The organism is Chlorobaculum sp. MV4-Y (assembly GCF_025244685.1).
Taxonomy (GTDB): Bacteria; Bacteroidota; Chlorobiia; order Chlorobiales; family Chlorobiaceae; genus Chlorobaculum.
The window spans coordinates 713551-737354 of sequence record NZ_CP104202.1; the positions used below are offsets into that span (position 1 = coordinate 713551).

Annotated in this window: 21 protein-coding genes and 3 tRNA genes; 16 read left to right on the forward strand and 8 right to left on the reverse strand. The window is 56.3% G+C overall.

Features of this window, described 5'->3' with window-relative positions; translation table 11 throughout:
- Positions 1–146 precede the first annotated feature (146 nt).
- A complete protein-coding gene (gene bchH, locus NY406_RS03375) occupies positions 147–3962 on the forward strand; it encodes a magnesium chelatase subunit H (RefSeq protein ID WP_260633343.1) in 3816 nt (1271 codons plus the stop codon).
- Between the two features lie 106 nt (positions 3963–4068).
- On the opposite strand, the gene NY406_RS03380 is transcribed toward bchH, so the two are convergent.
- Together NY406_RS03380 and guaB are read right to left on the reverse strand one after the other, a co-directional pair.
- Complete coding sequence (locus tag NY406_RS03380; RefSeq protein ID WP_260633344.1) at positions 4069–5178, reverse strand: DUF1615 domain-containing protein; 1110 nt, start codon at positions 5176–5178, stop codon at positions 4069–4071.
- 190 nt (positions 5179–5368) lie between these two features.
- Entirely contained in the window at positions 5369–6853 is a 1485-nt protein-coding gene (gene guaB, locus NY406_RS03385; protein ID WP_260633345.1) for an IMP dehydrogenase, read from the reverse strand.
- A 176-nt stretch (positions 6854–7029) separates the two neighbouring features.
- Between guaB and NY406_RS03390 the strand changes: the two genes are divergently transcribed.
- From NY406_RS03390 to NY406_RS03400, 3 genes are all read left to right on the forward strand, one after another.
- Positions 7030–7120: transfer RNA gene (locus NY406_RS03390), tRNA-Ser, on the forward strand.
- 78 nt (positions 7121–7198) lie between these two features.
- A tRNA-Ser gene (locus NY406_RS03395) sits at positions 7199–7281 on the forward strand.
- Between the two features lie 12 nt (positions 7282–7293).
- A tRNA-Ser gene (locus tag NY406_RS03400) sits at positions 7294–7383 on the forward strand.
- 359 nt (positions 7384–7742) lie between these two features.
- Here the strand turns inward: NY406_RS03400 and NY406_RS03405 are convergent.
- Positions 7743–8117 carry a hypothetical protein gene (locus NY406_RS03405; protein WP_260633346.1) on the reverse strand — a complete coding sequence of 125 codons (375 nt, stop codon included), beginning with the start codon at positions 8115–8117 and terminating at the stop codon, positions 7743–7745.
- A 210-nt stretch (positions 8118–8327) separates the two neighbouring features.
- On the opposite strand from NY406_RS03405, the gene NY406_RS03410 reads away from it, so the two are divergent.
- Positions 8328–8618: a LexA family protein gene (locus NY406_RS03410; RefSeq protein WP_260633347.1), complete on the forward strand. Its 291-nt coding sequence runs from the start codon at positions 8328–8330 to the stop codon at positions 8616–8618.
- Complete coding sequence (locus NY406_RS03415) at positions 8590–9036, forward strand: hypothetical protein (RefSeq protein WP_260633348.1); 447 nt, start codon at positions 8590–8592, stop codon at positions 9034–9036. The genes NY406_RS03410 and NY406_RS03415 overlap by 29 nt, the downstream gene beginning before the upstream one ends.
- 140 nt (positions 9037–9176) lie before the next feature.
- On the opposite strand, the gene NY406_RS03420 is transcribed toward NY406_RS03415, so the two are convergent.
- From NY406_RS03420 to NY406_RS03430, 3 genes are all read right to left on the reverse strand, one after another.
- Positions 9177–9977: a CAP domain-containing protein gene (locus tag NY406_RS03420; RefSeq protein ID WP_260633349.1), complete on the reverse strand. Its 801-nt coding sequence runs from the start codon at positions 9975–9977 to the stop codon at positions 9177–9179.
- A 195-nt stretch (positions 9978–10172) separates the two neighbouring features.
- Positions 10173–10739 carry a pentapeptide repeat-containing protein gene (locus tag NY406_RS03425; protein ID WP_260633350.1) on the reverse strand — a complete coding sequence of 189 codons (567 nt, stop codon included), beginning with the start codon at positions 10737–10739 and terminating at the stop codon, positions 10173–10175.
- A 32-nt stretch (positions 10740–10771) separates the two neighbouring features.
- Positions 10772–12700 (reverse strand): hybrid sensor histidine kinase/response regulator, encoded by a 1929-nt coding sequence (locus tag NY406_RS03430; RefSeq protein ID WP_260633351.1) that lies wholly within the window; start codon positions 12698–12700, stop codon positions 10772–10774.
- A 121-nt stretch (positions 12701–12821) separates the two neighbouring features.
- Between NY406_RS03430 and NY406_RS03435 the strand changes: the two genes are divergently transcribed.
- A complete protein-coding gene (locus tag NY406_RS03435; RefSeq protein ID WP_260633352.1) occupies positions 12822–13022 on the forward strand; it encodes a hypothetical protein in 201 nt (66 codons plus the stop codon).
- On the opposite strand, the gene NY406_RS03440 is transcribed toward NY406_RS03435, so the two are convergent.
- Complete coding sequence (locus tag NY406_RS03440) at positions 13012–13602, reverse strand: UbiA family prenyltransferase (RefSeq protein ID WP_260633734.1); 591 nt, start codon at positions 13600–13602, stop codon at positions 13012–13014. The genes NY406_RS03435 and NY406_RS03440 overlap by 11 nt on opposite strands.
- Here NY406_RS03440 and NY406_RS03445 point away from each other — a divergent pair.
- From NY406_RS03445 to NY406_RS03470, 6 genes are all read left to right on the forward strand, one after another.
- On the forward strand, positions 13535–13714 hold the full coding sequence (locus tag NY406_RS03445) for a hypothetical protein (protein ID WP_260633811.1): 180 nt from the start codon (positions 13535–13537) through the stop codon (positions 13712–13714). The genes NY406_RS03440 and NY406_RS03445 overlap by 68 nt on opposite strands.
- A 66-nt stretch (positions 13715–13780) precedes the next feature.
- Complete coding sequence (locus NY406_RS03450) at positions 13781–14524, forward strand: SDR family NAD(P)-dependent oxidoreductase (protein ID WP_260633353.1); 744 nt, start codon at positions 13781–13783, stop codon at positions 14522–14524.
- A 165-nt stretch (positions 14525–14689) separates the two neighbouring features.
- Entirely contained in the window at positions 14690–15076 is a 387-nt protein-coding gene (locus NY406_RS03455; RefSeq protein ID WP_260633354.1) for a methylated-DNA--[protein]-cysteine S-methyltransferase, read from the forward strand.
- A 136-nt stretch (positions 15077–15212) separates the two neighbouring features.
- Complete coding sequence (locus tag NY406_RS03460; protein WP_260633355.1) at positions 15213–16391, forward strand: efflux RND transporter periplasmic adaptor subunit; 1179 nt, start codon at positions 15213–15215, stop codon at positions 16389–16391.
- Positions 16392–16408: 17 nt separating this feature from the next.
- Positions 16409–19600, forward strand: coding sequence for an efflux RND transporter permease subunit (locus tag NY406_RS03465; RefSeq protein ID WP_260633356.1), 3192 nt, complete (start codon positions 16409–16411; stop codon positions 19598–19600).
- A gap of 17 nt (positions 19601–19617) precedes the next feature.
- Positions 19618–21024, forward strand: coding sequence for an efflux transporter outer membrane subunit (locus NY406_RS03470; RefSeq protein ID WP_260633357.1), 1407 nt, complete (start codon positions 19618–19620; stop codon positions 21022–21024).
- Positions 21025–21037: 13 nt separating this feature from the next.
- Here the strand turns inward: NY406_RS03470 and NY406_RS03475 are convergent, their stop codons facing one another.
- Positions 21038–22282: an SLC13 family permease gene (locus tag NY406_RS03475; protein ID WP_260633358.1), complete on the reverse strand. Its 1245-nt coding sequence runs from the start codon at positions 22280–22282 to the stop codon at positions 21038–21040.
- An 83-nt stretch (positions 22283–22365) separates the two neighbouring features.
- Here NY406_RS03475 and NY406_RS03480 point away from each other — a divergent pair, with 83 nt between their 5' ends.
- From NY406_RS03480 to NY406_RS03490, 3 genes are all read left to right on the forward strand, one after another.
- On the forward strand, positions 22366–22794 hold the full coding sequence (locus NY406_RS03480) for an SRPBCC domain-containing protein (RefSeq protein WP_260633359.1): 429 nt from the start codon (positions 22366–22368) through the stop codon (positions 22792–22794).
- Between the two features lie 113 nt (positions 22795–22907).
- Positions 22908–23129, forward strand: coding sequence for a hypothetical protein (locus NY406_RS03485; protein ID WP_260633360.1), 222 nt, complete (start codon positions 22908–22910; stop codon positions 23127–23129).
- 380 nt (positions 23130–23509) lie between these two features.
- A complete protein-coding gene (locus NY406_RS03490) occupies positions 23510–23800 on the forward strand; it encodes a transposase (RefSeq protein ID WP_260533189.1) in 291 nt (96 codons plus the stop codon).
- The last annotated feature ends 4 nt before the right edge of the window (positions 23801–23804 follow it).

Below are 23804 nucleotides of genomic sequence, written 5' to 3' on the forward strand. Positions count from 1 at the left end.
CCGCTATCTGTACGTTATGACTAATAAATATAGATAGACCTGCTTAGGAATTAATTCCTTCTTTTATACATTAAATGAGCGTCGGCAGGGCAGGGGTCTGCCTGTTGTCGTACGTGCAATATTAATGTGTACAGATATATTCCGCCATGGCACAAAGACGTAAAATTACGGCGATTGTGGGTCTCGAGCAGTACAATGCCGGCCTCTGGAAAAGGATCAAGCACATGCTCGACAAGGATGCCGAGCTGGTTCAGTTGAGCGATGTCGATCTCGAAAAGCAGAATCCCGAGGCGGCGACGGCCATCCGGGAGGCCGACTGCGTGTTCATGAGCATGATCAACTTCAAGGAGCAGATCGACTGGTTCAAGGAGCAGCTCGATCAGGCGACTAATGAAAAGACCATCTTCATCTTCGAGTCGATGCCCGAAGCCATGGCCCTCACCAAGGTTGGGAGTTATCAGGTCACAGAAGGCAAGTCGGGAATGCCCGACATGGTGAAGAAGATCGCCAAGATGCTGGTGAAGGGGCGCGACGAGGATGCTCTTTATGGTTACATGAAGCTGATGAAGATCATGCGCACCATCCTGCCGCTCGTGCCGAACAAGGCGAAGGATTTCAAGAACTGGCTGATGGTCTACTCCTACTGGCTCCAGCCGACGCCGGAGAACATCGTCAACATGTTCCGCCTGATCCTGCGCGAGTATTTTGGCTCGAATGTCAAGGTCGAGCCGATTGTCGATGTGCCGAACATGGGGCTGTACCATCCCGATTCGCAGGAGTATTTCAAGGATGTGAAGAGCTTCAAGAGCTGGTCGAAGAAGCGTGGCGTGAACTTCGACAAGTCGCAGAAGATGGGGCTGCTTTTCTTCCGCAAGCACCTTTTGCAGGAAAAAACCTATATCGACAACACCATCCGCACGCTCGAAAAGCATGGGGTGAACGTCTTTCCGGCTTTCGTGATGGGCGTCGAAGGCCACGTTCTGGTGCGCGACTGGCTGATGAATGAGAAGATTGATCTGCTCGTGAACATGATGGGCTTCGGCCTCGTTGGCGGCCCGGCGGGTTCGACCAAGCCCGGCACAGCAGCCGAGGCGCGGCATGAAATTCTGACCGGTCTCGATGTGCCCTACATGGTCGCCCAGCCGCTTCTGGTGCAGGATTTCGAGTCGTGGCGCGAGCTTGGCGTTTCGCCGATGCAGGTGACCTTCACCTACTCGATTCCTGAAATGGACGGCGCGGTCGCACCGATAATTCTCGGCGCGTTGCAGGACGGCAAGGTCGAGACCGTGCAGGAGCGGCTCGACCGGCTGGCGATCCTTTCCAAAAAATGGATGCGCCTGCGAGCCACTTCGAATCGCGACAAACGTGTGGCACTGGTGGTCTATGACTATCCGCCGGGACTTGGCAAGAAGGCGACGGCGGCGCTGCTCGACGTGCCGACCACGCTTCTGCGGATTCTGGAGCGCCTGAAGAAAGAGGGCTACAACGTTGGCACGCTGCCCGACTCGCCGGAGAAGCTCTTCGAGATGCTCGACCGGGCGACCGATTACCAGATCATGCAAAACAAACCCGATGCCATCAAGGTGAGCCGCGAAAAGTACAACGAGCTGGTCACTTACCACGAGCGCGAGCGCATCGAGGAGCGGTGGCAGGCCTTCCCCGGTGAGATCGCGCCGGTCGGCTCCGACGAGGTGTTCCTCGGTGGCTTGCGGCTTGGCAACATCTACATCGGGGTGCAACCGCGCCTCGGCGTGCAGGGCGACCCGATGCGCCTGATCTTCGACAAGGCCAACACACCGCACCACCAGTACATCTCTTTCTACCGCTGGATCAGCCGCGAGTTCGACGCGCACGCGCTGGTGCACGTGGGAATGCACGGCTCGGTCGAATGGATGCCTGGCCTCCAGACCGGCCTGACCGGCGAGTGCTGGCCCGACGCGCTGCTCGGCGAGGTGCCGCATTTCTACATCTATCCGGTGAACAATCCGAGCGAATCGACCATCGCCAAGCGCCGCGGACTGGCCACGATGGTCTCGCACGTCGTTCCGCCGCTGGCCCGAGCGGGTCTTTACAAGGAGTTGCCCGCGCTGAAGGATCTGCTCGCCGACTATCGCGAGCGCCATCAGGGAGCGGGTGAGGATGTCGAGCAGGTGCAAGAGGCAATCATGACCAAAGCTGAGTTGCTCAACCTGACCGACGACTGCCCGCGCCGCCCCGAAGAGCCGTTTAGCGACTTCGTCAGCCGCCTCTACATCTACATCGTCGAGCTGGAAAACCGGCTTATCTCCAACTCGCTGCACGTTTTCGGCGAGGCGGGGCCGCTCGAATCGCAGATCATCACGATCACCGAAACTATCAAGAATCGCGGCGAAAACGGCCGCTCGCTGCCCTATATCTTTATCGACACTTCGGGCAGGAACGGCCACTACGGTAGTTACGAGGAGATTTCGAGCCTCTCGCGCAAGGGCGACGAGGCGGCGATCAAACTGCGCGAGTGGGCCGAGGACGCCTGTCGTGAGTTCGTCAAGCAGACGATGTTTGATCGGAAGAATCCTTTGCAGGTGTTCGAGGCGGTCACCGGCGGCGGCAGGATGCTGGAGGAGGACAAGCCCTTCATCCAGCGCATCATCCAGGAGGGCAGCATGATGATTCAGGCGCTCAGCGACAACCGGAGCGAGATGGACGCGCTCGTCAAGGTGCTCAACGGCGGCTACATTCCCTCCGGCCCCGGCGGCGACCTGGTGCGCGACGGCATGAACGTCTTGCCGTCGGGTCGCAATATCCACTCCATCGACCCGTGGCGCATTCCGTCCGAGACCGCATTTAAACGGGGCACGCTGATTGCCGATGGCCTCATCGCCAAGCACGTGGCCGAGAACGACGGCCAGTATCCCGAAACCATCGCCGAGGTGATCTGGGGGCTTGATACCATCAAGACCAAGGGCGAGGCGGTGGCTGTGGTGATCCGGCTCATGGGGGCGGAACCGGCTTACGACGCTTTCGGCAAGATCAGCCACTACAACCTTACGCCGCTTGAAAAACTCGGACGCCCGCGCATCGATGTGCTGATGCAGCTCAGTCCGATCTTCCGCGACGCCTTCGGTATTCTGATGGATCAGCTCGATCGCCTTGTCAAGGACGCTGCCAAGGCCGACGAGCCGCACGAGATGAACTACATCAAAAAACACGTCGATGAAGCGCTGGCCGAGGGGATGGATTTTGAAGCCGCTACCTCCCGCCAGTTCACGCAGGCTCCGGGTTCTTACGGCACTTACGTTGACGACATGATCGAGGATTCGGCGTGGGAAAACGAGAGTGACCTCGACGACCTCTTTATCCGCCGCAACAGCAGCGCGTATGGCGGTGGGCGCAAGGGCGAGAAGCAGTCGGAGATTCTCCAGAAGCTGCTCGGCTCGGTCGATCGCGTGGTGCATCAGGTGGACTCCACCGAGTTCGGTATCTCCGACATCGACCACTACTTCTCTTCATCCGGCTCGCTCCAGCTCGCCGCGCGACGCAGGAATACGAAGGCCTCGGACATCAAGCTCAACTATGTCGAGTCGTTCACCTCGGACATCAAGCTCGATGATGCAGACAAATCGCTGCGCGTGGAGTATCGCTCCAAGCTGCTCAATCCGAAGTGGTTCGAGGGGATGCTCAAGCACGGCCACAGCGGCGCGGGCGAAATCAGCAACCGCGTGACCTACATGCTCGGCTGGGACGCTGTTACCAAGAGCGTCGATGACTGGGTCTATAAAAAGACCGCCGAGACTTATGCGCTTGATCCCGAAATGCGCGAACGCCTTGCCACGCTCAACCCGCAGGCGATCAAGAACATTGTGGGCCGAATGCTTGAAGCGCACGGACGCGGCATGTGGAAAGCCGACCAGAGCATGATTGACGAGCTACAAGAGATTTACGCCGACCTTGAAGACCGGCTCGAAGGCATGGCGGACGAGTGAGGAGAATTATGAATTGAAGCGGCATAATTCGTAGGGGCGGGTTTCACGCCCGCCCCGATCGGACAGAGGACAGATCCGTCAGATCAGACCGATCTGTCAGCTACTCTCAAATCTTCGTTCTCATGCAGCGGTTGAAGCGCTCTTTGACGTGGTTGGCGAACCATTTCGTGCTGAGGTTCTTGCTGACGAATTTCGGGCTGTTGATCGGGATGTCAGGCAGCACGGCGTAGATCGGGCGGCCGCCATACCTCTTTTGATACATTTCGGCGAGCGTTTTGTACGACCAGCTCTCCTCGAAATCGTAGCTTTTTTCCTGCTGGAAATCTTTCATCACCTTGTTTTCATCGAACTCGACACCTTTTTCTTTCAGAAAATCGATGAAAGTGACGTAGGTGACTGACGGGCTTGGAACGCCGGTTTCGTAATTCAGCAGGTCGCCGTCCGTATCGACCATTCTGTGTGTGAGCCGGCCAAGCATCTTCTGGAATCCGGCGTTTCTGCTGGTGTAGTGCCCCGCGTTGAAGTCGGCGAACACATATTTCCAGTCGTCGTAGTTGTGCCTGAAGTCGAGCAGATAGGCGGTTCCATAGAAGACGCCGCCCTTGCAGGTGTAGAGCATGTCGCGCACGCTGCCGCCACCGGCGTTCCGGGGCTTTTTCGGGTACTCTTCGGCGAACTTCACCGACACCTGCATCGAACCGGCGGTGGTGATCAGATCGCTCGCATCCTTTTTGAGCACGAGCAGAATCGGCTTGGTGACGCTTGCCGAGGTGAACTCGTCGTACCACTTTTCGAAATCGAGTTCGCTCCGGATCGAGTCGATGTTATCGCGAAATGTCTGTCCGTTCGAGGCGGTCTGATCCAGCCTGGTTTCGATGAGGAGGCGCAACACCTCGTTCGATTCGGCAGCCTCGATCTTTTTGCGCAAAATGCTTGCCATGCGTGAGTTTTTCGGCGAGATCGAAAAGGCGCTAACCTGCGAAATGACGGCGCAAACGGCACTGACATGCTCCTTGTCCACTGGCTGCCCCAGCTCTTCAAGGCTTTCTTTTATCGCTCTGGCCCAGATATCCGGTGAAGGATTGTTTGGTCTCGATGCACGCACCAGTTTTTCGACCTGCTTTTCTGACAAGCCGGAATCGGTAATTCCCGAACAGGCCGACAAGAAGAGGGCTAGTATCAGCATGATGGGAGTCAGGCGGTTCGCTCTGAGCATGATTTGGCTCCTTGACTGGAGAGAGTTGGTGAAAAACGGGTTTCGCTGTCTCGTTGAAAAGGCGTTACCTGTTGTAAAATAATCATTTTTCCGATTAGACTGATCCGGCGGATATTGGCGATTTTTTCCGCCAAAACCAGAAAACCCCGGATCAATGCCGGGGTTTTCGTGAGTGTGGTGTGCGGGATTCTTATGCGGAGGTCGAGTAGTTCGGTGCTTCTTTGGTTATCATCACATCGTGCGGGTGGCTTTCGCGGAGGCCAGCAGAGGTGATGCGCACGAAACGGGTGTTCTCTTTCAGCTCAGTGATGGTTCTGACGCCGCAGTAGCCCATCGAGGATTTCAGGCCACCGATGAGCTGATAGACCACCTCGTCGAGCTTCCCTTTGGCCGGAATGCGGCCTTCGATGCCTTCTGGCACGTACTTTTTGGTCTCTGTCGAAGCGTCCTGGAAGTAGCGGTCGCTGCTGCCTTCCGGTTCGGACATCGCGCCGAGCGAGCCCATGCCGCGGTACGCCTTGAAGCGGCGGCCTTCGTAGAGGATTGTCTCGCCCGGGCTTTCGTCGGTGCCCGCGAAGACGCTGCCCATCATCACCGAATCCGCGCCAGCTGCGAGTGCTTTGGCGATGTCGCCGCTGTACTTGATGCCGCCGTCCGCGATGAGCGGCGTGCCGGTTTTGGCGGCCTCTTCAGCGCACCTCATAACTGCCGTGAGCTGCGGCATTCCGACGCCAGCCACGATGCGCGTGGTGCAGATGCTGCCTGGTCCGATGCCCACCTTGACGGCGTCGGCGCCGACCTTGACCAGATCGCGTACAGCTTCCGGTGTCGCCACGTTGCCAGCGATCACCTGCAATTCCGGATAGTGCTGCTTGATGGTGGCCACCATGTCGAGCACCGCCTGGCTGTGGCCGTGCGCCGTATCGACCGCCACGACGTCAACGCCCGCAGCAACCAGCGCATCGACGCGCGACATCGTGTTTGCGCGGATGCCGACCGCCGCGCCCGCCCGGAGCCGACCCTGCGAGTCCTTGCATGCGTCCGGGCACTGCTTGCGCTTCTGAATATCCTTGAAGGTGATGAGACCCTTGAGGTAGCCGTCGTCATCGATGACGAGGAGCTTTTCGATCTTGTTCTGCATGAGAATCTCCTCGGCGGCGAGCAGGTCAATACCCTCTTTGGCCGTGACGAGGTTCGTTGTCATGATGGTGGTGATCTTCTCGTTGGACGAGGCAGTCATGCGCAGGTCGCGGTTGGTGACGATGCCTTTGAGTAACAGGCAGCCTTCGGGGGTCGGATGCTCTACGACCGGAATGCCTGAAATGGAGTGACGGATCATCAGGTCGATGGCATCCTGGATCGTTGCGTCCTCGAACAGATGGATGGGATTGCGGATGATGCCGCTCTCGAAGCGCTTGACTTTTGCAACCTGCCGTGCCTGTTCGTCTATGGAGAGATTCTTGTGGATGATGCCGATACCGCCCGCTCGCGCCAGAGCGATCGCCAGCTCGGCTTCGGTGACGGTGTCCATGGCCGCGCTTACCAGCGGGATGTTGAGCTCGATCTGCCGGGTCAGGCGGGACTTGACGACCGTCTCTTTGGGAAGTACATTGGAATAGGCAGGCACAAGCAACACATCATCGAAAGTCAGCGCATCATAGAGAATTTTGTCCATAGGGGGCCAGGTTAAGAGATTGCGGCAAAAATGAATCAGCCAATTTACAAAAGTGAGCACGGATTGACAACGCTGAGGAGTATGAGGAATGTGTGACGGGTAATTTTTCTTTGCCTGAAAAGGGGAGGGGAGTTTTAAAAAACGAAAACGAGTTGTACATTACATGCCTTATAAACGGAGAGATCGCATAGTTGGTCTAGTGCGCTCGCCTGGAAAGCGGGTAGGGTGTAACAGCCCTCGAGGGTTCGAATCCCTCTCTCTCCGCCAGGAAAAACAGGGGATGTGATTTTTTGCTGGCTATTTTCGGGTAAATCACTATCTTCTTACCCGTTCTTTACATACGATGGAGGATTAGCCTAATTGGTAAGGCAGCAGTCTTGAAAACTGCCGGGTTTGCGCCCTTGGGGGTTCGAGTCCCTCATCCTCCGCCCCAAAGTTCAGGAGAGGTGGCCGAGTGGCTGAAGGCACCGGTTTGCTAAACCGACGTAGTTCGATTAGAGCTACCGAGGGTTCGAATCCCTCCCTCTCCGCTGAATCGAAAAAGCTTCCGGCAATCCCGAAAGCTTTTTTCGTTTCGTGTTCTGACCTTGTCTGAGTTGGCATCGTAAAGTCCAGTTGTCTTGGGGGTAGCTATTAGATCATGATACCCTCAAGACAATATCCGAGCCAATACCAGTGGTCAGGAGGTGGAAGCAGGGCGCACAAATATCTTCACTGACAGAGCATCAACGGGAAAAAGAAGGTAAAGCGGTTGATGATCAGAACGGAGGCCCCTGTTCTTGCCTCCAGAGAATCACAAGTATCCGGAAATGCCGATTATGCACGAGACAGAATGATTGTGGAGTGCGTCGAAAAGAAATAAACGGGATATGGCCACGAAACTTGGCCGCTATTCCGCCCCATCCTTCATCAACCAGGCTTCAGCTTCCTGAAGGTTCATGAACGGCTTTATCTTGAACGGAAGGTCTCTGCGCTCAACCTCTTCACAAAAAAGCTTGGCCAGTGCGTAATGGAAACCGTCAGGGGCGAAAAAAGCAGATTTCTTCTTCGTAGCCTCTCGATGCCACAAGGTTTTTATCCTTTCCAGCGCTACAATTAAATCGACCTCCGAAAAGCCACAGAGAAAGTCTTCCTTCACAATCCACAAAGCATTTTTGTGAGGATATTCGGGGTGATGCATGAGCGCATCCTGAGCATCGAATAGGGCCTTCCGATCAACCAGACCATCAAGTTCTACTCGAAAAAACAGGGGGTCATCTTGCACAGTGAACATTGGTCTGGGGATGAGTAAATCCGAGGTTGATGTTAATGCTTATGCTTTTTCTACAGGGTAGAACTCGAATAACTACTACTACTAATATACGGAAAATTGCAAACTGTTTGAAAACCTTTTCTATGGTTAATGCCGTAGACATTGACTTATGGAGCTTTTTGCAGAGTAAATATATTGAGATTGAATGAACCAGATCCTGCCATGAGACTCGTGCGCATCAGTACTGGCTCCAAGCTTGACTTTTATAGACCTGACTTCTCAACTGATGTTGAGTTGCCTCTGATCAGCGTTGGCATCTCAGATGGATCTCTATCTCCGACCGAAGATTTTGAAGAGGGCACTTTTGACCTGACCAAAGCACTCGTCAAAAACCCGGCAACTACCTTTTACGCCAGATTCAAAGGTGCATCCATGACGGATGCCGACATCTTCGACGGTGATTTTCTGGTAATTGACAAGGCGGTTGAGTCGGAAGACGGTCTGCTTTCTTGATGGTGAGTTTAAAACCAAACGGATTGTTCTGGTTGTCGATTCCTTGTGCATCATTGCTGCGGAAGCGCATGAGCAAGCCATCAAGATTTCTGGTGATTCCGATTTTCAGGTGTGGGGTCTTGTGATCTGCGTCATTCACAAGACACGCGAACAAGGAGTATCCTCAGAACCGCTCGGTTCGATTGCTGTAGCTTGTATGTTTTGCGTGAAAGGGTATTTTGGCTCACCTCTGAATGGCAAGTCCGTGGTTGTCCTTTTCAACAACACCTCATTTCTCATCATTCGCTCGAACAAGGTAAAGGTTCTTGGTTTTCTGATAGGTTGCCCCGAAAAGCTCCCGACAATACCGGGAGTTTTTTTCGTTTCGGGGGTTACGAATTGGAAAGGGGAGGGCGTTGAGCCCGATAGGAGTGTTTGAACCCTTGAAAGAATTTTAGATGGGCAGCACAAACGCAATAGCCTGTGCTATCGGAGGTTAGCAGATGCTGACAAATCGGCAGCCGCTGTGTACCGCGCGCTTCGTTCAGCATGAACTGAGCTCGCGGTTACAAAACCGCTTTATATTTGTTTCGTGGCGTATGCGGTGGCGAAGTCTATGACGCACATGGTATGGTAACGGCGGTGAGGCCCTATGGTTACTCCTGCGTAATTGAACACGCCGTTCAGCAGGGTTTGCCTGTGTCCGCGTGACGGCACGCCATCATCGATGAGCAACGTGATGACGATGTCGCTGGCATCACTGAAGCCGTAACAGATGTTTTCCGCGATACTTCCGGCCCATTCTCCATGACGCTCTATCCTGGCAGGCATCGAGGAACCATCATTTCCGATGTGTCCGGTCGTTTCGGTTGGCCCCTGATCATCGGCCAGGTCACGGGAGGCCAGTGTAAGTCCCTCGCACGGCGACAGCGTTGGGGTCGGCCTTGTGTTTTCGAGCTCCTGAATACATTCTTCCAGCGCGGCAATCCCCTCTCTGGTCATCATGGGTTTTTTGCCGGGTAATATGAGCATTTTATCATGGTAATAAGTTCTGAGAGGCGCAAGATGAGTGCGCGCATACCCTGCCGGGTCGCTCCTCAGACGGTTGATTTCCATGATCACCTCTTGTTCGGTCCGGTTCATATAGTCCGCGTTTTCGAACTGCTGAAAAGAGGTGGAGTCCTGCTGCTGATCCTGCTCTTTTTCGTAGAGATCGGAATCCTCTCTGTTGAACGAATAGTCGCCTTTCGCCTGCCCGAAGGCAATTGCGAGCAAAAGGGGTACGAGTATGTCTATTCGTTTACGGTTGAAAGGCATCATGATGATAAATGAATAGAGATCGTTTGCAAATACACCGGCATTGTTTCGATCCTTGCTCACAAAAAAACACGATACTCTCTGCGGTTTTTAGGGATTCATAAAATGAAAATATTGTGTAATAGGTAATATATAAATAAAAAATCTGCCAAAAGTATCGAAGAAGCTCCTTTTGTAATTGTCATTACTTTGATGATGCATTCAGGAACTGAATCTATTCTAAGATCAGGCAAAAATTTTCAGGAGATGGGCGAACTTTTACTCGATTTCGATACCGTAGGTGTCGAGCAGACCGGGAAGGCCTTGCAAGGAGAACTTCGCTTTTCTGAGACGGTTTGATTCGGGCGGGATCGAAAAGTTGAAGGCGGTGCGGAAATCGGTCTTTTCGAGATTGGTGTGAAAGAAGAGCGCCAGGCGCAGATCGCAGTTGCCGAAAACCGAACCACTCAGGTTCGCACCGGTGAAATCGGCTTCCTGCAAGTCGCAGTGAGTGAATGTGGTGTTTTTGAGGTCGAGGCTGGTGAAGAGTGACAGTTTCATCATGCAGTGCTCGAAGCTCATTTCGAGCAAGAGCTTCCGGCACCGGCTGAACTGCACACCGAGCAGCTTGCAGCCACTGAACCGCACCTCCTGAAGCCCCGTTCCATCAAGCTTTATAAGGCTCAAGTCGCACTGTTCGAAAGTGCACTCCCGGAACACGATGTCCGAAAAATCCGAGTGCGCGAAATTGCACCGCACGAAGCGGCATCCCTCGAACACGCCAGCAGTCGTGTCGAGACCGGTGGAATCGATTTTCTCGAACACTTTGCCAGTTACCGGTTCCATCGATTTTTTTTATCGAACGTCGTCGTGCGGGGTTACGGCTGGAGCATGACCTTATAAACCATGGCCATGAAGTCGTGAATGGTGAAGGGCTTTCTGATAAAGTTCACGGCCTTTGACGGTTGATCGCCGTTTTCGTTCTTTTCGATAAAGAATCCCGACATGAAAAGGAATTTCATGCCCGGCATGATCGAAAGTAACTGTTTGCTCAGTTCAATGCCATTCATACGGGGAAGGACGATGTCGGTTACCAGCAGGTCGATTTTTTCTTTCTGCGTTTCGACGATGGCGAGAGCGCTTTCGGCATCGAGGGCGTCAAACACCTTGAACTCCATATCATTGAGCGCCACTTTGAGAATATTGAGAATGCCGGGCTCATCTTCAACCAGCAGCACCGTATTCTTCTGGGCTTTGAGGCTCCCCTCGGGTATTTTGGGCATTGGTTTCGGAACTTCATTCCGATACTTTGGCAGGAAGATGGTGAAGGTTGTGCCCTTGCCCTTCTCGGAGTGGCAGCCGATATATCCGTTGTTTTGCCTGACAATGCCATAGACCGTCGAAAGGCCAAGGCCGGAACCTTTTCCTACAGGTTTGGTCGTGAAGAATGGCTCGAAAATATGAGGCAGCGCCTTGCTGTCGATGCCGCATCCGGTGTCGCTTACCGTGATCGTGGCATAGTTGCCGGGTTTCTGGCAAATATGTCCCTTTTTGCAATCCGACTTTCTGATACGTACCGAACCAGTGGAGATGGTGATGGTGCCAAAATCTTTGATGGCGTCCCGGGAGTTGATATAAAGATTGCTCAGTATCTGATGGAGCTGTGTCGGATCGATGAAAATTTCCGGTATGTTTTCGCCCGGTGTCCAGATACACTCGATCTGCTCAAGCATCAGGGGTTTCAGCATCGGGATGAGGCGATCGATCTCCCGGTTCAGGGAGACCACTTGTGGAAGCCTCATCTGTTTGCGGGCAAATCCCAAAAGCTGACTGGTCCGGTCAGCCGAGCGCTGTGCCGAACGCTGGGCGTCCCTCAAGTAATCGGCAACGGGAGCCGTTGGATCGATTTGGGTGAGAGCCAGTTCAATATTGCCGATGATGGCGGTCAGCGAGTTGTTGAAGTCATGCGCGATGCCACCGGCGAGCTGACCGATTATCTCCATTTTCTGAGCATGCTGAAGCTGTGCCTGCAGCCGTTCAAGCTCAAGTTCTGTAAGTTTTTTCTCCGTGACATCGAGGATGATGCCAATAATGTATCGGGACGAATCTGGTTTGGTGCAGCGGAAGGTGCCGACCAGATTGATCCAGCGAATTTGTCCGTCCGTTCTTTGAATACGACACTCGACATTGAAATCTGACTGATGTTTCAGCGAGGTTTCGTAAACCCCCATCACCATGGGGCGGTCGTCGGGGTGGATATGGCTAAAAAACCGTTCAATCTTCCAGTCAGGCACAAGCGAATCATAACCGAAAAAGCGATCGTGCTCCAGCGCTCTCAGGATGATGTTATTGTCGATGTTGTGCGTCCAGATGCTGACATGGCTGTTTTCAAGCACCGAAACCATCTTTGTCCGGAACTTCTCGATTTCCTCTTCGGAGAGCTTCTGCTTCGTAACATTTTGCACCAGGACCATCAGTTTCTCTATGTTCCCGCTGTCATCAAAAACCGGATAGATCGAGCTTTTCCATCTGCTGCCATCTGTAGGATCATCGAGCGCGAGATGCTTGCCAATCCGGAGCGCTTCGCAGGTTGCATCTTTCTGGCTGGGGAGGACTTCCGGAGCGGCGTTGATTTCTACAAGCAGGTCGAAGATGTTGCGTTCGACAATATGTTCATAGATGCTTTCGAGATTCGAAGGAAAGAAGCGGTCAGCCGCAAGGATCGTCCCGTCCGGGGCCATCACAAAGACTTGCTCGGGAAAGTCTTTGAAAAGATCAGAATCGAGATCGTTAACTGGCATGGACATCCATCGTTAAAGTGATTTCTCGAAAGGTACCGATATGAACTGTAGTGTACTTTACTTTTAAATATAAATCACTACGTTGAATTTTCATAATGTGAAAGTGAGGGGTTGGTTTTCACTCATTATGACGGATGCCGCTGAACAGCAATCACTTTCGAGAACCGCTTCGAGCAGCGCGGTTTGGTCGGGGGTGGCTTTCGATGGTAGCTTCGAGCAACCAGAGAGGAGTTCGGGCAGTTCTGTGGTGAGCTGGCTCGTCCAGCGCTCGGGGTGGTGGTCGTCGAGCGGAGAGCTGAAAAATCCGGTAAAGTTCGTCACTCCGTGACCAGCCGGATGACGATCAGCGCGAGCACCATCGCGGTTCCGGCGAGGTAGATGCTGCGGATGTACCGGAGTTTTCGCGGTGCGCTGGGGTCGAGCAGTCGCAAGACCGACCAGATGACAACGGCGTCGAAGGCGATGATTGGCAAAAGATAGATCCAGCCGAACCACCCGGTGGCGAATGGCACGGCGCTGCCTGCGATCACCAGCGCGAAAACAGTTGCGGAAATGCGCATCGCCTGTTCGGGGCCGAAGATAACGGCGAACGAGCGGGAGCCGGTTTCGCGGTCGCCCTCAACATCGAGCGCATCCGCCGCGATCTCCTCGCCGAGATCGACGAACATGGTCATCACGGCAAGAAACAGTACCACCGGCTCGAAAGAATTGTCGACAGCAATGCCGCCGAACACGAAGCACATTCCAACTGAAAACCCCACGGCGAGATTCCCGAAAAACCCGAATTTCTTGAGCTTCCAGTTATACAGCACGCCTAGCGCCAGCATCGCACAAGCCGCCATGAATGCAGTGTGCCCGATCATCGCCGCTGAAGCGCAACCGAGCAGCGCGACGGCAACCGACAGCACGAGCGAGTCCTGTTTCGACACCAGCCCGGCAGGCAGCGAACGACAGCTCAAACCGGAGAAGCCGAAACAGCGCGTGAAAGCTGGAGTTATTCAGCTCATGAAGGAGTGGTAACAGTCGTCCATGATGGTTCTGTTCGATATATTTCAATGGCACAACGAAATCTCAAAACTCACGAGCATGAAAGGCAAAGTTGCATTGGTTACGGGTGCGAGCCGGGGTATCGGACGGGCGACGGCGAAGCTTCTTGCTGCCGAGGGGGCGGCGGTGGCGGTCAATTATTTCCAGAGCGAAGGCGCGGCTCGCGCGGTTGTTGATGAAATTACGCGGGCTGGTGGCAGGGCGCTGGCCGTGCGGGCGGATGTGCGCGATGAGGCGCAGGTCCGGGCGATGGTTGCTGAGGTGGAAGAGCGTCTCGGGCCGGTTGACCTGCTTGTCGGCAACGCCGCGATCGGTTTCCCGGTCAAGCCATTCACCGAATTCACTTGGGATGAATTCGAGGCCAAGCTCGCCGGAGAACTGAAGTCGATCTTTTTCTGCTGCCAGGCGGTGCTGCCGGGCATGATCGAACGGAAATCGGGCTGCATCATCGCCATTTCAAGCACCCTCTCGCGCCACTCTTCGCCGGGTTTCATCGCTCACTCCACCGCCAAATCGGGCCTTGATGCCTTTGTCCGCTCGCTCGCCCAGGAGGTCGGGCCATTCGGCATCCGCGTCAACGTAGTCGCCCCCGGCCTTACGCTCACCGACGCCACCGCCTGGCTGCCCGAAGCGCAGAAAACGATGATCGGCGAGATGGCCCCGCTCAAGCGGGTGGCTCTCCCGGAAGACATTGCCGGAGCGGTGCTTGCCGTCGCCTCCGACCACAGCCGCTTCGTGACCGGCTGCTACATCCCGGTCTCAGGCGGGTTGCTGATGCTGTGAGGGGGAAGGGATGATGAAAAGAATTTATGCAACGCCAATTAACGGACATCACAAATGCAGCAAGAGTCCATACTGACCAATTACAGTTCGTTTTCCTGCCGACGCATGCCTGTGGGCTTGATCGGAATCAGGGCGCACGGTGAACGGGTTACCGATCTATTATTCATGCACGATGAGCCATCAACGGCGGTCAGTGCTCCTGGCTCGCGGTTGATCGATGAGACTTTTCGGCAGCTCGAAGCTTGGCTTTCAGGGCGGTTGCGGGAGTTTGCGTTGCCATTGGTTGAGCCTCGATCCGCATTCGAGCGGCAAGTTCGAGAGGCGATGCTTGCCATTTCGTATGGGCAGACGGCTTCGTATGGCGAGCTGGCGGCGGCGATTGGCGCGCCGGGTGCTGCGCGGGCGGTAGGCGCGGCGTGCGGGCGGAATCCGCTGCCGATTATCGTGCCATGTCATCGGGTGCTGGGAGCGGGAGGCCGTATTGGCGGGTATCGAGGCGGCGCGGAAATAAAGCAGTGGCTGCTCGATTTCGAACGCAGGAATTTCGGGTAAGTGACCTCGCACCCATGACTTCGCCGGGTGGAAAGATCTTCGTTATTTTTTATGGTAGTTAACTCATCTTGTGATTTTTCGTTATATAGATTCGACAATTACCGTTCTACAGCATTTCTCAGTCATTCGACAACCCATGAACAATATCCTCGCTCTCCGAAACCGTTTCTCCAGACTGGCCATTGGCGGGCTTCTCAGTTCATTTCTGCTCCTGCCCGGTTGCGGCAAGAAGCCGGATGAGCAGAAGCAGATGACGCCCGCCCTGCCCGTGATGAAAGTTCAACTTTCGTCTGCCGCTGTTTCCAGCGAATATTCCGTCAGGCTCGAAGGTCTGGCCGATGCGGAGATCAGGCCGCAGGTGGATGGCATGCTTCAGGCCATTCTGGTCAGGGAGGGCGAGAAGGTCAAAAAAGGGCAGCCGCTTTTCAGGATCGACGATTCGGTCTATCGCGAGCAGTACAACACGCTGCTGGCCGCGCAACGCGCCGCCGAGGCGCAGGCGGCGGTGGCGAAGGTGAACGCCGAGAAGCTGGTGCCGCTGGTCGAGAACAAGGTGGTCGCACCGGTGCAGCTCACCACGGCCAAAGCGCAGGAGCAGGCGGCAAGAGCGCAGGCGGCGCAGGCGGCGGCGGCGGCAAGGTCGGCGGCGATCAATCTCGACTATACGGTGATCAAGGCTCCGGTGGCCGGTTATATCGGGCGCATACCGTTTCGCCAGGGCAACCTGCTTACCAGGAATCAGTCGGCGGCGCTGACGACACTTTCCGATGTCGGGCGGATGTACGCGGTCTTCAGTATCAGCGAGGCCGGTTTCGCGACCTTCAAAAAGGTCTATCCCGGCGCGACCCTTCAGCAGAAAATTGATGCCGTGCCGCCGGTCAAACTGACCCTTTCGGACGGAACGGTTTACCAGCATGAGGGCAAGCTCGAATCGATCAGCGGGGATTTCGATGCCTCGACCGGCTCGATCGGCCTGAGGGTCTCGTTCCCGAATCCCGAAAAGCTTCTGCGCAGCGGCAACTCAGGCAAGGTGAGCCTCCTCTCGAACTACGAGAACGTGATCCTCGTGCCACAGGCGGCGACGGTCGAACTTCAGGACAAGGTGATGGTCGTTCTCCTGACTCCCGGCAACAAGGTTATGAAACAGGTGATCACCGTCGCGGGCAGGAGCGGGCAGAACTATATCGTCAGCGAGGGGCTCAAGCCGGGCGACGTCATCGTGACGGCGGGCATCGAGAAGTTGCAGGATGGCACGGTGATCAAGCCGATGGCGGGCGCTGCCTCGTCCTCCTCGCAGACCCGGAACGCTCGCTAAGCAGGGGATATCATCATATGTTTGAACGTTTTATCTCCCGCCCTGTACTGGCGACGGTCATTTCGGTCATTCTGGTCATCCTCGGACTGGTCAGCATGAGCCAGCTCTCGATCACCCGTTTTCCCGATATTGCCCCACCGAGTGTTTCGGTGACGGCGAGCTATCCCGGCGCGAACGCCGAAACCGTCGGCCGCACGGTGGCTCCGCCGCTCGAAGAGGCGATCAACGGCGTCGAGAACATGACCTACATGACCTCGACCTCCTCGAACGACGGCTCGCTTTCGATCAACGTGTTTTTCAAGCAGGGCACCAACCCCGACCAGGCGGCGGTCAACGTGCAGAACCGCGTGGCGCAGGCCACCAGCCGCCTCCCCTCCGAGGTGAACCAGATCGGTATTTCAACCATCAAGCGCCAGAACAGCCAGATCATGCTGATCAATCTGTCGAGCAACGTCGCGGCGTTCGATACCAAATTTTTGCAGAACTACGCCAAAATCAATATCGTCGATGACCTGGCTCGCGTGCCGGGCGTCGGGGAGGTGTCGGTGTACGGCAACATGGATTACGCCATGCGCGTCTGGCTGCGGCCCGCGCAGATGGCGGCGTACGGGCTGACGCCGCAGGAGGTGTCGGCGGCGATTCAGAGCCAGAACCTCGAAGCCGCTCCCGGCGCGTTCGGCCTGATGAGCAGCGAGCCGATGCAGTACATCATGAAGTATCGCGGCAAGTTCGAGCGCCCCGAGGATTACGAGAACATCGTCGTCCGCGCCAATCCCGACGGCTCGCTCTTGCGCCTCAAGGACATCGCCCGGATCGAGTTCGGAGCCTACAATTACACGGTCAACACCAAGTCCAACGGTAAGCCGGCCGTGGTGATGGCGGTTTATCAGGCTCCCGGCTCCAACGCCAACAAGGTCGAAACCGAGCTGCGCAAGGTGCTTGAAAAGGCGGCGCGGTCGTTCCCCTCCGGCGTCGAGTACTCGATTCTCTTCAGCTCCAAGAAAGTGGTCGATGAATCGATCGAGCAGGTGCAGCACACGCTCATCGAGGCGTTCCTGCTCGTGTTTCTCGTGGTGTTCCTTTTCCTCCAAGACTTCCGCTCGACGCTCATTCCGGCCATCGCCGTTCCGGTGGCGATCATCGGCACCTTCTTTTTCATGAACCTCTTCGGCTTCTCGATCAACGTGCTGACGCTCTTCGGCCTCGTGCTTGCCATCGGCATCGTCGTTGACGACGCCATCGTGGTGGTCGAGGCGGTGCACGCCAAGATTGAGGAGAAGCGCTGGCCCGCCAAGGTCGCCACGGTTTCGGCCATGCGCGAAATCACCACGGCTATCGTGACCATCACGCTGGTCATGGCGTCGGTGTTCCTGCCGGTGGGATTCCTCGAAGGTTCGACTGGCGTCTTCTACCGCCAGTTCGCCTTTACGCTTGCCATCACGATCCTCATTTCGGCGGTCAACGCGCTGACGCTCAGCCCGGCGCTCTGCGCGATTTTCCTGACTGACCTGCACAAGCACTCGAAAGAGAAGCACTCGCGCTTCGGCGGCCTCAGCGGACGCTTTGTCCAGGGCTTCAACGCAGGGTTCGACGCGGTGCGCCAGCGCTACACCGGCATTCTCGATTACTTCATGCGCAACCGGAAGGTGGCATTCATCGGCCTCGCGCTGATAACCGCCGTGTCGTTCTGGATGTTCAAGACCACACCGACCGGCTTCATTCCCGACGAAGACAATGGCTTCGTGATCGTGTCGGTCTCGATGCCTGCCGGAACCTCGCTCTCGCGCACGCAGGCGACGATGGACCGGGCTAGTGGCATCCTCCAGAAGGTTCCTGCGATCAAAAAGGTGATCTCCGTCGCGGGCATGAACATCATCTCCCGCAGCTCCTCGCCATCGTCTGGCCTGATGTTCATGCAGCTCAAGGATCTGAAGGAGCGTGGTGAAGTACGCGATGTGAAGGAGGTGCTCGCCCTTATCAACAAGAAGCTCGCGCCGGTCAAGGAGGGGAACTTCTTCGTGCTCTCGATGCCGACGGTACCCGGTTTCAGCATGGTCAGCGGCCTGGAGCTTGTGCTTCAGGACAGGAGCGGCGGCGATTTGCACAAGTTCGACGGCGTGGCCAAGGAGTTTATCGGCGAGCTGATGAAGCGGCCCGAGATTGCGGCGGCCTTCACCACCTTCAAGGCGACCTACCCGCAGTACGAGCTGGTGGTGGATAACGTCAAGGCTGCCGATATCGGGGTGAATGTCAAGGATTTGATGACTGTCCTTCAGGCATACTATGGCAGCCAGCAGGTGTCGGATTTCAACCGTTTCGGCAAATATTACCGCGTGGTGATGCAGGCCGAGACCGACGACCGCCGCACGCCCGAGTCGCTCAACGGCATTTTCGTCAAGAGCAGCGGCGGCCAGATGGTGCCGGTCAGCTCGGTGGTTTCGCTGAAAAAGGTGTACGGCCCGGACGCGGTCGATCACTTCAACCTCTTCAACGCTATCTCCGTCAACGCTGTCGTGAAGCCCGGTTTCAGCACCGGTCAGGCGATCCAGGCGGTGGACGAGGTGTCGCGAACGAGCCTGCCGCCGGGCTTCACCTACGACTGGAAAGGGCAGAGCCGCGAGGAGATCGAGTCCTCCGGCGGCCTGTTCTTCATCTTCCTGCTCTCGGTGGTGTTTGTCTATTTCCTGTTGTCGGCGCTGTACGAGAGCTATCTCCTGCCGCTGGCCGTGATGTTCTCCATTCCGACCGGTCTGCTTGGTGTTTTCATCGGCATCAAGCTGGTGGGGATCGAGAACAATATTTACGTGCAGGTGGCGATCATCATGCTGATCGGCTTGCTTGCCAAGAACGCGATTCTGATCGTCGAGTTTGCGCTCCAGCGGCGCGTGGCTGGTATGCCACTGGTCGAGGCGGCGATGGAGGGCGCAAAAGCGAGGCTGCGGCCGATCCTGATGACCTCGATGGCGTTCGTGGCGGGCTTGTTGCCGCTGCTCTTCGTGACCGGCCCGGCAGCGATGGGCAACCACTCCATCGGCGCGTCGGCCATCGGCGGCATGTTCGCCGGCATGGTGCTCGGCATCATGGTGGTGCCGGTGCTCTTCGTTGCTTTCCAGGGGTTGCAGGAGCGCTTCACCGGCCCGGCGGCGGAGATTGTCGAAGCCGGAATCTTGTTTGAAGCGCAGATGAAGAAAGAGGGTTCGCACGAATGAAAAACCGGAATCAACGCATGAAACGAGCGCTTCCGCTGTTGTCGATTATGCTTTTCGCCACCATCGGTCTGTCGGCGTGCAGTCCCGTCAAGGAGTATCGCCGTCCCGAAGTCAAGCTTCCGGAGAGCTATCCGGGGCAGATGGCGGCGGGCAAGGAGATGGCCACGATTCCTTACCGGAAGTTCTTTGCCGATCCCGAGTTGCTCGAACTGATCGACAGTGCCGTGGCGAACAATCACGACCTGCTCATCGCGATGAAGAACATCGACTACGCGGGCAAGTCCCTCGATGTGGCGAAGCTGTGGTTCCTGCCATCGGTCGATTTCAGCGCGACGGGCAGCTATTCAAGAGCGTCCGAAAACAGCTCGGCTGCCTCGAAAGGGCAGGAACGCACCAGCCGGAGCTACACGGCGGAGCTGAACGTCTCGTGGGAGGCGGACATTTGGGCGAAGCTGCGCAACGCCAAAAAGGCTGCCGTCGCGGAGTATCTGCGCAGCACCGATGCAGCGCGGGCCGTGCGCACGACGCTGGTCTCGAACGTGGCGCAGGGGTACTGGAACCTCAAGATGCTCGATGCAGAGATCGAGATCGCCAAACGCAACATCGAGCTTGGCGAAACGACGCTCACTATGATGCGCTTGCAGTACAATGCGGGCAACGTCACGAGTCTCGCCGTTGATCAGCAGCAGGCGCAATTGCTCGCGGCGAAGCTTACGCTCCCGAAGCTCGAAGCGTCGCGCACCGCGCAGGAGAACGCGCTTTCGATTCTTGCCGGACGGATGCCCGGCACGCCCGTCAAGCGCAGCAAGGGGTACGCGCCCTTCGCGATGCCCGACGGCCTCGGCGCGGGCGTGCCGCTCGCCTTGCTTTCGAACCGGCCCGACGTTCGCGCCGCCGAGGAGTCGCTCATGGAGGCGCACGCGCTCACCGGCGTCAACAAGGCGCTGATGTACCCGTCGATCACCGTTACGGCGCAGGGCGGGCTGAACGCCATTGAGTCGAGCAAGTGGTTTTCGAGTCCCGGCTCGCTCTTCGATGCGATTCAAGGCATGCTTGTGCAGCCGATCTTCCGCCACGGCCAGCTCAAGTCGCAATACGAACAGTCGAAAATCCGCCGCGACCAGGCCGAACTTGCCTTCAGGAAAACACTGCTTGTCGCTGTTGGTGAGGTCTCCAATGCGCTTGCGCAGGTTGAAAAGACCGGCGAGCAAGAGAAGTTCGCTGAAGCTCGCGTAGCTGCATTGCGCAAGGCAGCGAGCAATTCGCGCCTGCTCTTCAACAGCGGCATGGCGACCTACCTCGAAGTGATTGCCGCCGAAACCTCGCTGCTCCAGTCGGAACTCGAACTCTCCGACGTGCAGCGCAGCCGCCTATCGGCGATTGCCGATCTCTACCGCGCGGTCGGTGGCGGCTGGCGGGAGTGAGCGCCGGCGTGGCTCAGGGCAAGAGGAGTAGAAACAGCGCGTAGATCGCCGTCTGCGCGGCGGTGATGAGCATACCGGGAATCGCGAATTCGAGAAAGCCGAGGCTGTGCTCGCCGCGCGACTCGGCGCTCTGGAGGATGATGACGTTGCTCGCCGCCCCGAAAATCAGCAGATTCCCGGCGATGGTGCTCCCTGCGGCGAGCGCCATCAGCAGCCTCACCGGAACCTCCGGGCCGTGCAGCAGCGGCAAGAAAAGTGCCACGAGCGGCACGTTCGAGACGAGCTGGCTCAGGAGGATACTCACGGCCAGAATCGTTCCCGTGTCGAAGAGGTCGATGCCCGCCACCGCGAAGGTGTGCTGAAAAAATCCGGTGTTCCAGACGCTCTCCATCAGCACGAACATGGCGGCGAAAAAGATAAGCGTCGGCCAGTCGAGCGTACGCAGAAGCCTCGCCCGTCCCGGACTCAAGAGGAGTACCGGCAAACCCGCACCGGCGGCGATCCAGGTAATAGGCAGCGCCTCGCCTCTGCCCGCTGCCGTCAGGGCGATCTTGATCACGGTCAGCACGGCGAGCACGAGCAGCGAAAATCGCGCCACGGCGGCCATCCTCGGGTCGCGCAACTCCGCCTGTTCATGTGCGATCTCCCGCGCGGCGAAGTGTTCCCGGAAAAGGAACTTCAGGATCAGGAAGGTCGCCGCGAGACTCAGGAGCGTTGGAACGACGAGGTAACGTCCAAACGATGCGAAAGCGCTGGAGGGAAGCGCGTCGAGGGCGATGAGCAGGTTCTGTGGATTGCCGATCGGGCTCATCACGCTACCGGTCGTCACCGAAAAGGCGAGCGCAAGCAGGAGCGGCTTCGCGTGAATGCCGTGCTGTCGCGCGAGCAACAGCATCACTGGCGTTCCGACGATGGCGATGGTGTCGTTCATCAGCAGGGCGGAGAAGAGGCCACAACCGAAGACGACGAAAAGCAACAGCCCGCTCGCCGTCGTGGCGCGGCTGAAAAGTGCGTAGGCGAGATGTTCGAGGTAGCCGCTCGTTTCAAGTGCGCGGCCCAAGAGAAACATCCAGAAAAGAAACGCCATGATCTCCGGATTGATCGCCCGCAGCGCCTCGGCAGACCGGATCGCTCCCGTCGCGACCACAGCCCCGGCCCCGGCAAGCATGATCTGCCAGACCGGCAACCGCACGGGGCTTATCTGGCGAACCGCGATGGCGGCAAAGACGAGCAGCAGAACGATGAGCGGGATGTTCATTGGGCAATAAATGGCAAATGGATGAGATTCTCGAAACGCGCCCGAATGATAATGAATTCCCGCGACCGCAGGAGATAAAAAACATGGACAGAACCATCAGAACGGAGATCGTTATCGACGCGCCACCAGAGCGGGTCTGGGCGGCGCTGACCGGCTTCGGCAGTTATGGTGCATGGAATCCGTGCATTCGGAGAGTCGATGGAAATGCCGGGGTGAATCAAATCCTTCACATCACCATCCGGTTTGGATGGTTGCCGTCGATCCGCTTTATGGCGAGGATCGACCGGTTTCGCAGGAACGAAATTCTGGGCTGGCGAGCCGCCTTTCTTTTCGGACTTCTCGAGGGACGGCACTGGTTCGAGATGCATCCGCTCGATGCCGGGAGCACGCGATTCGTTCACGCTGAAACCTTCAGCGGCATTCTTACATCTCCGTTTCTTGTGTTGTTTGAAGGAGTTATCCGCGCGAGCTACGAGGCGATGAACCGTTCGCTGAAAACTATTGTTGAGTAAAAGTAACCTGCTGTTGCTTGCAATCGGTGGTTGATTTTGTGTTATATTTTTCTTAACGCAGGTGTAAAAACGCGGTTTATTGTTGCTGACAAACAAACTCAAACTGCACGGAAATGATACGAGAAACTGTTAAGACCGTCGGAACGGCGTTTTTGTTCTCACCATTCGGAATGCCGCTCCTTGTGCACGGCGCCGCCGGGCTGCTTGTTGGAACCGTAGGTCTGAATATGATCAACGGCGTGATCAACGATGTCAAGAGCGCCGGAGACATTTTGCAGCAGGAGATGAGCAAACCCAGCGACCGCCAGCAGGATCCAGAGCCGGAGGGCTTTTAAGCAGTCTGATATTTTCTGAGGCTCGATTCCGGGGACGCACCGTGCCATACACGCCGGACAATTCGATACACCATAACGCTCCAGTGTGGTAATCCCCTCTACTTACTTGCATTGGACCGCGCCATCTTATCGTTTTGCCCTGCTCAAGAGCCGTGAAGCAGGAGATTATATCTTGTAGCTCCGGCCATTATAACGCTTTACAATTGCCCCGAACTTCAGCCTGGGTTAGCAGATAAAGCATAATAATATGGGATTAGCCCAATCCACTACAACGGCATCAATTGCGATGTATGATCGATTGAGTAATAACGTGCTAATGAGATACTCCCCAAAAATAGGACGGCTGGTTAAATTGGATCAACAAAAACCCAGCAGTCACTATGAAACAAACACGCCGCAAGTTTACGCCTGAATTCAAAACAAAGGTCGTCCTGGAAGCCCTCAGTGAACGGCTTCCCATGGCAGAACTCGCCCAGAAGCATGAGCTTCATCCGAACCAGATCACTCAATGGAAACGGGAGTTCCTCGACAAGGCCTCCGATGTCTTTTCGAAAGGTGAAAAGGCTAGGAAAACCGAGCAGGATTATCAGCAGGAGAGCGAAGAACTCTACAAAACCATCGGCCAATTGAAGGTTGAGGTCGACTGGCTCAAAAAAAAATTGCAGTCGTAAAATC